At 66.6% G+C, this 14,590-nt stretch carries 12 protein-coding genes; 7 read left to right on the top strand and 5 right to left on the bottom strand.

The window, feature by feature from the left end; all coding sequences use genetic code 11:
* Positions 1–16: 16 nt before the first annotated feature.
* Complete coding sequence (locus ACTXG5_RS23115; RefSeq protein WP_445161002.1) at positions 17–700, bottom strand: potassium channel family protein; 684 nt, start codon at positions 698–700, stop codon at positions 17–19.
* Between the two features lie 133 nt (positions 701–833).
* Between ACTXG5_RS23115 and ACTXG5_RS23110 the strand changes: the two genes are divergently transcribed.
* The 4 genes from ACTXG5_RS23110 to dxs all read left to right on the top strand — a co-directional run bounded on the left by ACTXG5_RS23110 (position 834) and on the right by dxs (position 7,557).
* Complete coding sequence (locus tag ACTXG5_RS23110; protein ID WP_445161001.1) at positions 834–2,828, top strand: APC family permease; 1,995 nt, start codon at positions 834–836, stop codon at positions 2,826–2,828.
* Between the two features lie 22 nt (positions 2,829–2,850).
* Positions 2,851–4,065: a class I SAM-dependent RNA methyltransferase gene (locus tag ACTXG5_RS23105; protein ID WP_445161000.1), complete on the top strand. Its 1,215-nt coding sequence runs from the start codon at positions 2,851–2,853 to the stop codon at positions 4,063–4,065.
* A 51-nt stretch (positions 4,066–4,116) separates the two neighbouring features.
* Complete coding sequence (locus ACTXG5_RS23100; RefSeq protein WP_445160999.1) at positions 4,117–5,580, top strand: cation:proton antiporter domain-containing protein; 1,464 nt, start codon at positions 4,117–4,119, stop codon at positions 5,578–5,580.
* Positions 5,581–5,643: 63 nt separating this feature from the next.
* The gene (gene dxs, locus ACTXG5_RS23095; protein ID WP_445160998.1) at positions 5,644–7,557 is read left to right on the top strand and encodes a 1-deoxy-D-xylulose-5-phosphate synthase; all 1,914 of its coding nucleotides are present in this window, start codon (positions 5,644–5,646) and stop codon (positions 7,555–7,557) included.
* A 22-nt stretch (positions 7,558–7,579) separates the two neighbouring features.
* Here dxs and ACTXG5_RS23090 read toward each other — a convergent pair whose 3' ends face one another.
* Positions 7,580–8,212, bottom strand: coding sequence for a DUF417 family protein (locus tag ACTXG5_RS23090; RefSeq protein WP_445160997.1), 633 nt, complete (start codon positions 8,210–8,212; stop codon positions 7,580–7,582).
* A gap of 131 nt (positions 8,213–8,343) precedes the next feature.
* On the opposite strand from ACTXG5_RS23090, the gene ACTXG5_RS23085 reads away from it, so the two are divergent.
* On the top strand, positions 8,344–9,255 hold the full coding sequence (locus ACTXG5_RS23085; RefSeq protein WP_445160996.1) for a cupin domain-containing protein: 912 nt from the start codon (positions 8,344–8,346) through the stop codon (positions 9,253–9,255).
* Positions 9,256–9,263: 8 nt separating this feature from the next.
* Here ACTXG5_RS23085 and ACTXG5_RS23080 read toward each other — a convergent pair whose 3' ends face one another.
* The 3 genes from ACTXG5_RS23080 to ACTXG5_RS23070 form a co-directional block, all read right to left on the bottom strand.
* Positions 9,264–10,556 carry an HRDC domain-containing protein gene (locus tag ACTXG5_RS23080; protein ID WP_445160995.1) on the bottom strand — a complete coding sequence of 431 codons (1,293 nt, stop codon included), beginning with the start codon at positions 10,554–10,556 and terminating at the stop codon, positions 9,264–9,266.
* A gap of 1 nt (position 10,557) precedes the next feature.
* Entirely contained in the window at positions 10,558–11,094 is a 537-nt protein-coding gene (locus tag ACTXG5_RS23075) for a DUF3000 domain-containing protein (RefSeq protein ID WP_313865168.1), read from the bottom strand.
* Between the two features lie 175 nt (positions 11,095–11,269).
* Positions 11,270–12,079 (bottom strand): enoyl-CoA hydratase/isomerase family protein, encoded by an 810-nt coding sequence (locus ACTXG5_RS23070; protein ID WP_445160994.1) that lies wholly within the window; start codon positions 12,077–12,079, stop codon positions 11,270–11,272.
* A gap of 72 nt (positions 12,080–12,151) precedes the next feature.
* Between ACTXG5_RS23070 and hemE the strand changes: the two genes are divergently transcribed.
* Entirely contained in the window at positions 12,152–13,213 is a 1,062-nt protein-coding gene (hemE, locus tag ACTXG5_RS23065; protein ID WP_445160993.1) for a uroporphyrinogen decarboxylase, read from the top strand.
* Positions 13,210–14,586 carry a protoporphyrinogen oxidase gene (locus tag ACTXG5_RS23060; protein ID WP_445160992.1) on the top strand — a complete coding sequence of 459 codons (1,377 nt, stop codon included), beginning with the start codon at positions 13,210–13,212 and terminating at the stop codon, positions 14,584–14,586. Before hemE ends, ACTXG5_RS23060 begins: the two co-directional genes overlap by 4 nt.
* Positions 14,587–14,590 lie beyond the last annotated feature (4 nt).

The raw sequence follows: 14,590 nt of genomic DNA, 5'->3' as shown, positions 1-14,590 counted from the left end.
GTCGAGCGGTCCGGGTTCATCGGCTCGCTCCCGAATCGAGGTCCTCACTGGGCGGCAGCGCGGCGATGGCCACCGCTTCGGCCGCGCGGCCGGATATCGCCGCGATGTAGACCTGATCGCTGGCCTGGATGACAGTCTTGGGCTCCGGCAACACGCCGGTGCCGAACCGGATCAAAAACGCCACGCGTGCGCCGGTGGCCTGCTCCAGATCGGTGGCGCGGTGCCCCGCCCAGTCCTCGTGCAGGATGACCTCGGCGACGGCGACCGTGCCGGTGGGGTCTCGCCACTTGGCGGTTTCGCTCTCCCGCGTCAACGCGTTGAGCAGGCGATCGGTGGTCCATGGCACGGTGGCGATCGTGGGGATCCCGAGGCGTTCGTAGACTTCGGCGCGCTTGGCGTCGTAGATCCGGGCGACCACGCGGTTGACACCGAAAGTCTCGCGGGCCAACCGGGCCGAGATGATGTTGGAGTTGTCGCCGGAGGACACCGCGGCGAACGCGTCGGATCCCTCGATACCCGCTTTCAGCAGTACATCGCGGTCGAAACCCTGGCCCAGGACCCGCTCGCCGGCGAACTCGGGGCTCAGCCGGTTGAACGCCGAGCTGTCGCGGTCGATCACCGCAACGTCGTGTCCGATTCGGGATAGCCCGTCGGACAAGGACGAGCCGACCCGGCCGCATCCCATCACAACCACCCGCACGTCAGGTCCTCTCGGATGGGTCCTGTATGTGTTACTCGCTCGGCAACCTCGGTTGGCCAGCCGATTTCGCTCGGGAATATTCTCGTCCACGGAACGCTACCGGCACGGCCTGTTGCGCTTACTCTTGGCTCTCGTGTCCAAACTTTCAACCGCAGCGCGCCGGTTGCTGATTGGTCGGCCGCAACGCAGCGACCGGCTGAGCCACACCTTGCTGCCCAAGCGCATCGCCTTGCCGGTGTTTGCCTCCGACGCATTGTCCTCGGTGGCCTATGCGCCCGAGGAAATCTTTCTGATGCTCTCGGTGGCCGGCGCGGCCGCATACGCGCTGACCCCGTGGATCGGACTTGCGGTGGCCGCGGTCATGCTGGTCGTGGTGGCCAGCTACCGGCAGAACGTGCATGCCTACCCGTCGGGCGGCGGCGACTACGAGGTGGTCACCACCAACCTCGGCGATACCGCCGGTCTTGTCGTCGCCAGTGCCTTAATGGTGGATTACGTTCTGACCGTTGCCGTTTCGACGGCCTCGGCGATGTCGAACATCGGCTCAGCCATCCCGATCGTGGCTCAAAACAAGGTGTGGTTCTGTGTGGTCGCGATCCTGATCGTGATGGCGTTGAACCTGCGGGGGATTCGCGAATCCGGCGCGGCGTTCGCGATTCCCACCTACGCGTTCATCGTCGGGGTTGTCATCATGATCGGCTGGGGTCTGTTCCGGATCTACGCGCTGGGTAATCCGCTGCGGGCCGAATCCGCCGGTTTTCAGATGCACGCCGAGCACGGCCAGATCGTCGGTTTCGCTTTCGCGTTCCTGCTCGCGCGGTCGTTTTCCTCGGGTTGCGCGGCACTGACCGGTGTCGAGGCGATCAGCAACGGGGTGCCCGCGTTTGAAAAACCCAAGTCGCGCAACGCGGCGACCACCCTGCTGATGCTGGGCGCCATCGCGGTGGCCCTGCTGATGGGCATCATCGTGCTGGCCCAGAAGATCGGGGTCCAGCTCGTCGAGGATCCCGCGGCCCAGCTGGGCGGCGCCCCGGCGAACTACTACCAGAAGACCCTCGTCACCCAGCTGGCCCAAACGGTGTTCGGCAACTTCCATCTCGGATTCCTGCTGATCGCGACCGTGACCGCACTGATCCTGGTGCTGGCGGCCAACACCGCGTTCAACGGGTTCCCGGTACTGGGCTCGGTGCTGGCGCAGCACAGTTACCTGCCACGCCAATTGCACACGCGCGGAGACCGATTGGCGTTCTCCAACGGGATCTTGTTCCTGTCGGCCGCGGCCCTGGCCGCGATCATTGCCTTCCGCGCGGAGCTGTCCGCGCTGATTCAGCTCTACATCGTCGGCGTGTTCATTTCGTTCACCCTGAGTCAAATCGGGATGGTCCGGCACTGGACGCGGTTGTTGCGCAGCGAGACCGATCCGCCGGTGCGGCGCAAGATGATGCGCTCGCGGGTGGTCAACACCGTCGGCTTGCTGTCCACCGGCACGGTGTTGTTCGTTGTCCTGATCACCAAATTTCTCGCCGGGGCGTGGATCGCCATCGTGGCGATGAGTGCACTGTTCGTCATCATGAAGCTGATCCGCAAGCACTACGACACCGTCGGCCGGGAGCTGGAGCAACAAGCCGCTGCCCAACATGATGTGGTGCTGCCCAGCCGCAATCACGCCCTGGTGCTGGTATCGAAGTTGCACCTGCCCACGCTGCGCGCCTTGGCCTACGCGCGTGCGACCCGTCCGGATGCGCTCGAGGCCGTCACGGTCAGCGTGGACGACGTGGAAACCCGTGCGCTGGTACACGCGTGGGAGCACAGCGAGATCAGCGTGCCACTGAAGGTCATCGCCTCGCCGTACCGCGAAATCACCGGCCCGGTACTCGATTACGTCAAACGGGTCAGTAAGGAATCGCCGCGCACGGTGGTGACGGTGTTTCTTCCGGAGTACGTCGTCGGCCATTGGTGGGAGCAGGTGCTGCACAATCAAAGTGCACTGCGGCTCAAGGGCAGATTGCTGTTCATGCCCAACGTGATGGTGACTTCGGTTCCCTGGCAATTGAATTCGTCGGAGCGGCTGCAGACGCTGCAGCCGCACGCGGCGCCAGGTGATGCCCGTCGCGGAATCTTCGACTAAGCGCGTCAACGAGGAATGCATAGTGAGTGCCGAGGCGTCACCTGCTGGCGGCGAGCTGACGCTGGTCACCGGCGCACCCGCCAACGGCGGCAGCTGTGTGGCGCACCACGAGGGGCGAGTGGTGTTCGTGCGCTATGCCCTACCTGGCGAACGGGTGCGGGTGCGGGTCACCGCGGACCGCGGATCGTATTGGCACGCAGAGGTTGTGGAGGTCCTCGAGCCATCGGCGGATCGGACCGAGTCGCTGTGCCCGATCGCCGGGGTAGACGGCGCCGGGTGTTGCGATCTGGCATTCGCTGCCCCGGAGGCGGTGCGGACACTCAAGGCCGAGATCGTGGCTAATCAGCTGGAACGGCTCGGCGGGCATCCCTGGAGCGGTGAGGCGGAGCCGCTTTCGGATTCCGGCGCCATCGGCTGGCGTACCCGGGTGCGCCTGGAGGTGGGCGCCGACGCTCGTCCCGGTTTTCACCGCTACCACAGCGACGAGCTGGTGACCGATTTGCGGTGCGCGCAGTTGGCGCCCGGAATGCTGGACGGACTGGTGCAAGCGTGTTCGGCGGCCGACCTGACGCCGACCGCGCAGCTGCACGTAGCCGTCGACGATGACGGCCGGCGCCATGTGGTGCGCACCCTGCGCCGGGGCGGGCGGACGACGGCCAATGTGGTGCAGGGTAACTACGAGGCAACCCAACGGGTGGGGCCGCGCAGCTGGCAGGTGCCGGTGACTGCGTTCTGGCAGGCGCACCGAGACGCGGCGCGGGTCTACAGCGCTCTGGTCGCCGATTGGGCCCAGCCCGGTGCCGGCATGACCGTCTGGGATCTCTACGGCGGCGTGGGGGTTTTCGCCGCAACACTGTGTGATGCGGTGGGGGAGTCCGGGCGGGTGCTGACCGTCGACACCTCGCGGGCGTCGACGCGGGCGGCGCGGGCCGCGCTGGTTGATTTGCCGCAGATCGATGTCGTCACCGATTCGGTGCGCCGCGTGGTGTCGATGCAACGAACCGGCGCCGACCTGGCGGTGCTGGATCCGCCGCGCTCGGGCGCAGGGCGTGAGGTCATCGACCTGCTGGCCGCCGCCGGGGTCCCGCGTGTGGTGCATATCGGTTGCGAGGCAGCGTCTTTCGCTCGCGATATCGGCCTGTACCTCGGTCACGGTTATGCGGTCGAGAAGATCAGAGTGTTCGATGCGTTTCCGCTGACCCATCACACCGAATGCGTGGCGCTGCTGACCCGCTAGGAAGTAGATGGCGTTGTCGACCGATCGAAAGGCTGGGGTGAGGCCACAATCGTGAACGAAACTGCGCACTACGCGCTGATCGTCTTGTTCTCCAGTGCCGTCGGTTTGGTTGCAGTCCTGGCGAACCGGCTCACCGAGCGGGTGAAAATCCCAGTGGCCCTGCTCGTGCTGGCCGGAGCTGCCGTGGCGGCGCACATCCTGCCCGCGGTGCAGCCGCCGTCCGAGCGGACCGTGGAGCGCGTCCTCACCATCGCGCTGGTGTTGGTGTTGTTCGACGGCGGAATGCACATCGGGCCGGCACGCTTCCGCGCGGCGGTTGCCCCCATCCTGTCGGTCGGCGTCGTGGGCACCGCCCTCACCGCTGCCGGCGCGGCGCTGATGCTGCATTACGCATGCGGAATCAGCTGGTACCCCGCGGTGCTCGTGGCCACCGCGGTAGCTCCGACTGACCCGGCCATAGTTTTCTCTGTCCTGGGCAAACGCGAGATTGCCGGTCGCAGTAGCACCATCCTGGAGGGCGAGTCGGGTGCCAATGATCCGGTGGGCATTTCCTTGATGGGCGGCCTGATCGCCGCCGGTGGCCTGAGCGCAGCCGGCTTCGCCAGGGTAGGAACCGAATTCGTTCTGCAAATGGCGATTGGCCTGGCCGTCGGGGTGATCGGCGGCCGTGCCCTGCTCGTGTTCATGCGCCGCGTGGCGTTGCCGAGCGAAGGCCTCTACGCGCTACGGACGTTGGCATCCAGCCTGATGCTGTATGGCATCGCCACACTTGCGCACGGTTCGGGATTTTTGGCGGTCTTCGTCGCCGGCATCGTGATCGGCGACGCTCGCGCGCCCTACAAGCCGGACATCAAGCGATTCCACGCGGCTTTGGCCGGTCTGGCCGAAATCGTCGCGTTTGCCGTTCTGGGTTTGACGGTCGACCTCAACGTACTTACCCATTCCGACGTATGGATCCCCGGACTCGTCCTCGGGGTGGCCCTGACAGTGGTGATTCGGCCGTTGGCGGTCGGCTCCTGCCTGATTCCTGTCCGGCTGGAGCGAAACGAGCGCATCTTCATTCTCGCCGCCGGACTCAAGGGTGCGGTGCCGATCCTGTTGGGCGAATTCCTGCGGGCCGCCCACGTCGCCGACGCCGAGCGTCTGTACGGCATCGTGGTCGTCGTCGTCGTCTTCTCAGTTCTGGTGCAGGGCAGCTCGGTGCCTGGTCTCGCAAAACTGTTGCACCTGCCCATGCGTACCGTCGAGACACAGCCATGGGAGATCGGTGTCCGGCTGCAGGACGAACCCGAGGGCGTCCATCGTCTTCACGTTGCCGCGGGGTCGGCTGCCGAGGGGTGCACTGTCGAGCGTCTCGGTGATCGTGTCGGAGATATCTGGGTGAGCATCGTCGTGCGCACCACCGGCCTGGTCCCGGTGCGGGGCGACACCGAACTTGAGGCCGGCGACGAAGTCGTCGTCCTGGCAGATCCCGAACTTCATGACGCCCTTGCCGACCTGTTCGGCCCCTCGTAGGCCGGCCGCCTGTCGGTCGCAGTGATCAGTAGTGATCCGGCCGTCGCTGCGTAGACTATCGGGATGCTGGAACAGATCCGCGGCCCTGCTGATCTGCAGCCCCTTTCTCAGCAGCAGCTCCGCGATCTGGCCCAGGAGATTCGCGAGTTCCTGATCCACAAGGTGGCTGCGACCGGGGGGCACCTGGGACCGAACCTCGGCGTCGTCGAGCTGACGCTGGCGCTGCACCGGGTGTTCGACTCGCCCCACGATCCGATCATCTTCGACACCGGCCACCAGGCTTACGTGCACAAGATGCTGACCGGACGCTGCCAGGACTTCGAGACCCTGCGCAAAAAGGGCGGGCTGTCGGGATATCCGTCACGCTCCGAAAGCGAGCACGACTGGGTGGAGTCCAGCCATGCCAGCGCGGCGCTGTCCTACGCCGACGGCCTGGCCAAGGCCTTCGAACTGACCGGGCACCGCAACCGGCACGTCGTCGCGGTCGTCGGTGACGGCGCGCTGACCGGCGGGATGTGCTGGGAGGCGCTGAACAACATCGCAGCCTCCCAGCGCCCGGTGATCGTCGTGGTCAACGACAACGGCCGCAGCTATGCACCGACGATCGGCGGGGTGGCCGACCATATGGCTTCGCTGCGGTTGCAGCCGGCCTATGAACAGATGCTGGAAAAGGGCCGCGATGTGGTCCGCTCGATGCCCCTTTTCGGCAAGATCGCCTACCGCTTCATGCACAGCGTCAAGGCAGGCATCAAGGACTCGCTGTCACCGCAGCTGTTGTTCACCGACCTGGGGCTGAAATATGTCGGCCCGGTCGACGGTCACGACGAACGCGCCGTGGAGGCCGCGCTGCGCCATGCCCGCGGCTTCGGCGGCCCGGTGATCGTGCACGTCGCCACCCGCAAGGGGATGGGCTACGCCCCCGCCGAAGACGACGAAGCCGAACAGATGCATTCCTGCGGCGTGATCGACCCCGCGACCGGCCAGGCCACCAAGATCCCGGGCCCGGGCTGGACGACGACCTTCTCCGACGCACTCATCGAATACGCGAAAAGGCGTCGCGACATCGTGGCGATCACGGCGGCGATGCCCGGTCCCACCGGACTGACGCCGTTCGGACAGCGTTTCCCGGATCGGTTGTTCGACGTCGGCATCGCCGAACAGCATGCGATGACGTCGGCGGCCGGGCTGGCGATGGGCGGGATGCACCCGGTGGTGGCGATCTACTCGACCTTCCTCAACCGGGCGTTCGACCAGATCATGATGGACGTCGCGCTGCACAAGCTGCCCGTCACCATCGTGCTCGACCGCGCCGGGGTCACCGGTTCCGACGGCCCCAGCCACAACGGCATGTGGGATCTGTCGCTGCTGGGCATCGTGCCCGGCATCCGGGTGGCCGCACCCCGGGACGGCACCCGGCTGCGCGAGGAACTCGGTGAGGCGCTTGACGTCGACGATGGTCCGACGGCGATACGGTTCCCCAAAGGCGATGTGGGCGAAGATATTCCGGCCCTCGAGCGGCGGTCGGGAGTAGATGTGCTCGCGGTGCCCGCCGGTGGGCTGAACCACGACGTGCTGCTGGTGGCCGTCGGTGCGTTCGTCCCGATGGCGTTGGGGGTGGCCAAGCGGCTGCACAAGCAGGGGATCGGTGTGACCGTGATCGATCCGCGGTGGGTGTTGCCGGTGTCCGACGGTGTTCTCGAATTGGCGGTGCAGCACAAGCTGCTCGTCACGCTGGAGGACAACGGCGTCAATGGCGGTGTGGGATCAGCGATATCGGCCGCGCTCCGGCGGGCGGAGATCGACCTGCCGTGCCGCGATGTCGGACTGCGCCAGGAGTTCTACGACCACGCCTCACGCGGTGAGGTGCTGGCCGATCTCGGGCTGACCGCCCAGGACGTGGCCCGCCGGGTCACCGGTTGGGTTGCCGCGCTGGGCAGTAGCGAATCCGAAGCGGAGATCCGCGAGCACCTCGACTAGCCGTTCGGCTGTTACCAACGCCTCACGGTCGTTGCGGGGAACGCTCACGCAGGGTGTGCATCGCTGAATCCGTGGCGTTTCGATGGTGGACCCGTCCGGCCACGAACTGCTTTGCAGAATCTGCGGCGCACCACAGCGAAGCGCCCAGCATGATCGCGTCTTTCACCACAAGGCGCCCCGGGGCCGCCAAATACGGAAATCCGTGAGTGCTCGCACCGTTAGTGGGAACCCAGACCTCGGGCGTAGTGATGAGAAACGACAGCGTGGTGACACTCATTCCGGCGAGCAGGATTCCGCCGATGACACCGCAAAGGGGATAAGCGAAACCAAGGGCGATCAATATCCCGATCGCCACGATGACAATCCCCAGGAGCAGGGCTGTCACGTATGTGCCGTTCGCGTTATGCCAGCTCTCATTGGCGGCGTTCAGTGCGCCCTCCGCAGTCCGATGCTTTGGGTAATCGCCGGGCGTATTCAGCGTCCAGCGAAGAAATGGGCTGTTGGCCACGAACGGCACGACGCCCTCAGATTCGTAATGCGTCACCTTCAAACCGCCGATCCACACCGTGACAAGCACCAGCCCTGCTCTTGTCATCAGCGCGGCGAGGCGGTCGAGTTTGCCGACTTGCTCCACAAGTCGGTAGAGAAGCTCCATCGATCGAATTCCTTTCCTGCGGTAGCTATTTCGTGTTCCGACGTCCTGAGTCTTCCGGTGACAGTCTGAGTGGACAAGGCATAATCAGCTCAGAAACGTGCTCCATCGACTCACTGAGAGGGATGTCCTCCATGGATTGGGTGAGCAGCCTCCTCACGCAGGCCCGGCCCGGCGCAAGACTTGATACTCGGTGCCTACTCCCGCGCGGCGCGCGCATCTTCAACGACTCGACGGCCGATGCCCGCGCCCCGTTTCATCTGGTCGTCGAAGGTCAGTGCAACATCCACCTGACCGACCGTGTCGTCGAAATGCGTGAAGGAGATTTTCTGCTGCTGCCCCGGGGGCAACAGCATGAGGTGCGAATTTCTAGCGACAAAAATCCGACCGCGCAGGCCGCGCCGATATCGATGGACTACGGCCACGCTGTCACGCATGCGACGGTGGTCGGGGCGGCCCCGGCAGTTGATCTTTTCTGCGGATGCTATTCGTTTGGATTCGGCGCAGGGCGCATCTTTTTGGCCAGCATTCCCGATCCGCTCCACGTGAATCTCTTTGAGCCGTTGAAGAGCGATGCCATCCATTTGACATCACTGTTGCGATCGGTTGCACAAAGCATCGACTTGGGTGCGTCGGTCATGCTCGACTCACTCGCCCAGGTGCTTCTTGTACTGGCGCTGCAGGCTTCCCCGGCGGATGGGGGACCGAGCCTTCTTAACGTCAGCGATCCCGAATTGACATTGGTCATCGAAGCGGTCGTTGCCAATCCTGGCGAGAAATGGACCGTCGAAGAGCTGGCGCGGCTCTGTCACGTGTCGCGGGCGACGCTGGTCAGACGGTTCCGGCAATACACCGGGACCACGATTGCGGAGTTCGTGACGTGGGTGCGGGTGATGCGCGCGGCGGACCTATTACGTACGTCGGGCCGTTCTGTGGCCAGCGTGAGCGAGGCCGTGGGTTACTCGTCGGTCTCTGCCTTCAGCCGAGCGTTTCAGGCAGCCGTCGGATCGTCTCCCGGCCGCTTTGCCCGCGAGGCCCGTGGCTGACGCGACGACTAGCTGTCGGTGCTCTCGGCCGGGGGCGGCGGCTGCAGCGCGGTTGCCAAAACGGGATCCACGAGTTCGCGCTGCCAGGCCCGCGCGTGGCCCGCGCACAAGAATTCTTCGACGGCCTCCAGCGGGTCTGCCGCGTCCGCCCAGTCCCAGCACAGCCGTCGCACCAGGTCGGGCGAAACCAAGTTCTCGGCCGGAATGTTCACCCGCTCCGACAGTTCCGATAGCCCGGCCCGGGCCGCCTCCAGCCGCGCGGCCGCCTCCGGTTTGCGTCTGCTCCACCGTGCCGGCGGCGGCGGCCCGTTCGGCGGCTCGGTATCTTCCGGCTGATCCTGGCTCTCGCGAGCCGTTTGCAGCGCCGCCAGCCACGTCGCTGCGCTGCGCCGCTGGTTGCGCCCGCCGAACACCGGCAGTGCGATCAGGTCTTCGACCGTCTTCGGATTGGCGAGCGCGGCGTCGATGATCGCCGAATCCGGCAGAATGCGCCGTGGCGCGATGTCGCGGCGTTGGGCGATGTTGTCGCGTGTCGTCCACAATTCGCGCACCGCCGCCAGGCCGCGGCGGTCGCGCACCCGATGGATGCCCGACGTTCGTCGCCAGCGGTCGCGCCGCGGCGCGACCGCTCTGCTTTCCGCGGCCCGCAGATAGTCGAATTCCTGTGCAGCCCAATCGGTTTTGTTTTGCTCGGCCAGGGTCGCCGAGATCGCCGCGCGCAGTTCCACGAGCAGTTCCACGTCGAGCGCCGCGTAGTTGAGCCAGTCCGCGGGCAGTGGGCGCTTGGACCAGTCGGCCGCGCCATGGCCTTTGACCAGTCCTTGACCCAGCAGCCGCTCGGTCATCGCCGCGAGGTTCACCCGCTCGAATCCGGCCAGCCGCCCGGCGAGCTCGGTGTCATACAGCGCCGGCGGTCGCATGCCGACCTCGGCCAGACAGGGCAGATCCTGATCGGCCGCGTGCAGGATCCATTCGTCTTGGTTGAGCACCTCGGCGATGGGCCGCAGTGCCGTCAGCGGATCGGTGCCGTGGCTGACCGGGTCGATAAGCACCGTGCCGGCGCCGACCCGCCGGATCTGGATCAGGTAGGCGCGGTTGGAGTAGCGGAAACCCGACGCCCGCTCGGCGTCCACCGCGAACGGCCCATGGCCGCCGTCCAGGAGTCGCGCGGCGTCGGCGATCTGGTCGACGGTCACCGAAAGTTCAGGTACTCCGTCAGCAGGGTGCAGGAGCGGAGTGGGCGCGGGTTCGGTGTTGCCGGGCGCGGTGCCGTCGGGCCCAGAGGCCGCCGGTTCGCACATGTCAGGCGCGTGACCGCGAGCTCAGGTCGGTGACCCCAGCCGGCGGTAGGCCTGCGGCGTGCTCCAGCACCTCGCAAAAGGCCTCGACATGCACGCCAACGGCGGGCGTGGTCGCCGTCCACGAGGCCCGCAGCTCGAGTTGGTGGGCGCGTGGCGGTCCGGAGATGTCGCCGTAGCGCACCGAAGTGGTGGCGGTGACGGTCCCGCCCAGAGCGGTGACCTGGTCGGTCCGGGACTCCAGCGCCTCGAGCAGCCAGCTCCACGCCACTTCCGGAAGCAGGGGGTCGACGGCCTCACTGGGGTCCAGGTCGGCCTGGATGTAAGCGACCAGGCGCATCGTGCCGTCCCAGGCGTCGGCGCCGTCCGGATCGTGCAGCAGGATCAGCCGGCCGAACGCGTCGCCCTCCGACCGCTCGGGCACGATCTCGATCTCGGGATGCTTGACCTCGGCGCCCAGCGCGTAACTGAAGGGTGCCAGGCGCTGCGGGGGCCGGATCGGGCCCAGCTCGATCTCCGGCCGGGCGTGGACGGCGTTCATTGCCGCCACCGCCTCGCGGAATGGGGCCGGTTCGACTGAGGTCACAACGTTCGACGCTAGACCTATCGCCCGACACGCCGCGACAGGCGCGCCGTTTTCAAACACGTCGCGACCGAGCTGTTATCAGGTCGTGTCACATCGTGATCTAACGGCGTTGAGCCAGCTCAGGGGCTGTTCAGCCGTTAAATCGTGCCGGGCGCTTCTCGCGGTGCGCGGCGAGGCCTTCCTGCACGTCGGGGCCGCTGAAACTCAAGAATTCCAGGCCGAGCGACGTTTCGAAGGCGGGCGCGAACATGCGGTACCAGTGGTTGAGGCTGTGTTTGGTCCAGCGGATCGCGTTTTGCGCCCCATGGGCCAGATCATTGGCGATGCGGGTTGCTGTCGGGAGCACGTCGTCATCGTCGACGCAGACAGATACCAAGCCGATGCGCTCGGCTTCTTCGCCCAGCAAGGTGTCGCAGGTGAGTAGGTAGTACTTGGCTTTGGCCATGCCGACCAGCAGTGGCCAGCAGATCGCGGCGTGGTCGCCCGCCGCCACTCCGAGCTTGGTGTGCCCGTCGATGATCTTGGCGGTCCGCCCGGCCACCGAGATGTCGGACAGCAACGCCACCACCAGACCGGCGCCGACGGCGGGGCCCCGGATCGCCGAGACCATCGGCTTGTCGAAGTTGACGATGTTGAGCACCAGGTCGCGGGCCTCGCGCATGATGCGAAGCCGTCCTTCGTAGTCGCCGATGGTTTCCGAGATCAGGTCGAAGCTGCCGCCGGAGGAGAATGCTTTGCCTTCACCGCGGATCAGGACGACCCGCACGTCGGGGTCGCGGTTGATGGCCGGCCAGACATCGGCGAGATCGCGGTGCATTTGTGGCCCGACCGAGTTCAGTCCGGGTGCATCGAGAACGACCGTGAGCACGCCGTTGTCGCCGGGTTCGAAGCGGAGGCTGGGGAATTCGTCGTAATTGACTGGGACTGGTGCAACTGACACTGGGTTGATGTTACCCAGCGGCGCCAGGTGCTCCAGGGGTGCCGCCGGGCAGCCGTGGCAGCATTGAGTCCAATGAGCATCCGTCGCGAACTTCCCGAGTCGCCCTATCTGGCGGCTGTCACTGGTCGCAAACCCGGCCGGGTGCCGGTCTGGTTCATGCGGCAGGCCGGGCGTTCGCTGCCCGAATACCGGGCGCTGCGCCAACAAACGAGCATGCTGGCGGCGTGCTTCGAGCCCGAGGTCGTCTGCGAGATCACCCTGCAACCGATCCGGCGCCATGACGTCGATGCGGCGATTTTGTTCTCCGACATCGTCGTACCGCTGCGCGCCGCGGGCATCGACTTGGACATCGTCGCCGACGTCGGACCGGTGATCGCGCACCCGATCCGCACGGGCGCCGATGTCGATGCGATGAAACCTCTTGACCCGCAAGCAATTCAGCCGGTATGCCGGGCGGTTTCGCTACTGGTTGACGCGCTCGGCAGTGTCCCGCTGATCGGTTTCGCCGGTGCGCCGTTCACGCTGGCGTCCTATCTGGTCGAAGGCGGCCCCAGCCGTAACCATGCCCGCACCAAGGCGATGATGCTCGCCGAACCGGCGAGCTGGCACGCGCTGATGTCGAAGCTGACCGATCTCACCGTGGAATTCCTGCGCGGCCAGATCAACGCCGGTGTGGACGCGATCCAGGTGTTCGACTCGTGGGCGGGAACCCTCTCGCTGGCCGATTACCGCCAATACGTGCTGCCGCACAGCTCCCGGGTATTCGCGACGCTGGCCGAACACGGACTACCGATGACGCATTTCGGGGTCGGGACGGCCGAGTTGCTGGGCGCGATGTCAGTGGCCCTCAAACCCGCGAAAAACGTTGTCGTCGGCGTGGATTGGCGAACCACACTCACCGACGCCGCCGCCCGTGTCGAGCCCGGCACGGCGCTGCAGGGCAACCTCGACCCGGTGGTGTTGCTGGCGGGCTGGCCGGTGGTGGAACGCGCCGCGCACGCTGTCGTCGACGATGGGCGCCGTGCGGTCGACGCCGGCGCCGCGGGCCACGTCTTCAATCTCGGTCACGGAGTGCTGCCCGAGACCGACCCGGGCGTGCTGACCGATCTGGTGTCACTGGTCCACTCGCTATGACCCCCCACTCGTATTGCGTTGTGGGCGGCGGGATCTCCGGATTGACGGCGGCCTATCGGCTGCGGATGACTGCCGGCGACGACGCAATCATCACGCTGTTCGATCCGGGGGACAAGCTCGGCGGGATATTGCGCACCGAATCGGTCGGCGGGCGGCCGATGGACCTGGGCGCCGAGGCATTCGTGTTGCGCCGGCCCGAGATGCCGGCGCTGCTGGCCGAGCTGGGTCTGTCCGACCGTCAACTGGGCACCACCGGCGCCCGGCCGTTGATTTACAGCCAGCGAGAGCTGCACCCGCTGCCGGCCGCCACGGTCGTCGGAATCCCGTCTTCGGCGGCGTCGGTGGCCGGGCTGGTGGACGACGCCACGGTTGCGCGCATCCACGCCGAGCCGGGCCGCCCGCTGGATTGGCAACCCGGAAGCGATCCCGCCGCGGCCGAATTGGTGGGTGACCGATTCGGCGAGCAAACCGTGGCGCGATCGGTGGACCCGCTGCTGAGCGGGGTGTATGCGGGCTCGGCGGCCACGATCGGGCTGCGCGCGGCGGCCCCCAGCGTGGCGGCGGCTCTCGATCGCGGTGCCACCAGCTTGACCGATGCGGTCCTGCAGGGATTGCCGCCGGCGACGGGCGCGCCGGTGTTCGGTGCGCTGGACGGCGGCTATCGGGTGCTGATCGACGAGCTCGTCGAGCGCAGCCGGGTGCGGTGGGTCCGGGCCGGGGTGAAAGGCCTCGACCGGGCCGAAGGCGGCTGGGCGCTGCGCGATGACACCGGCACGGGATGGAATGCCGATGCGGTGATCCTGGCCATCCCCGCCCCGCGGCTGGCCCGTCTGATCGAGGATGTGGCGCCGCAGATGTTCGCCGCGGCGAGCCGGATCACGAGCGCGTCGTCGGTGGTGGTCGCGCTTGCGGTGCCGGGCAACACGGCGTTCCCGGAATACTCCGGGGTGTTGGTGGCCAGCGGCGAGCAGTTGCGGAGCAAGGCCATCACGCTGTCTTCCCGCAAGTGGGGCGTGCGCGGCGATCTGCAATTCCTGCGGCTGTCGTTCGGACGATTCGGCGACGATCTGGCCGCCAGCGCATCCGATGAGGAACTACTGGCCTGGGCGGTCGACGACCTGGCCACCGTCTTCGGGCTGGCCGTAGCACCGGTGGAGGCGCGCGTGCAGCGGTGGATCGACGCGATGCCCCAGTACGGGCCGGGCCACGCCGACGTGGTCGCGCAGATCCGCGCCGGCCTGCCACCGACCCTGGCGGTGGCAGGTAGTTACCTCGACGGGATCGGCGTTCCGGCGTGTATCGGAGCGGCCGGGCGCGCAGTCGAGCGTGTGATCAGGGCCATCGAGGCTTCGGACGCGGAAGTGGCACGATAGGTCT

The organism is Mycobacterium sp. Dal123C01 (assembly GCF_052566995.1).
This window is presented reverse-complemented; position numbering and strand designations above follow the sequence as displayed.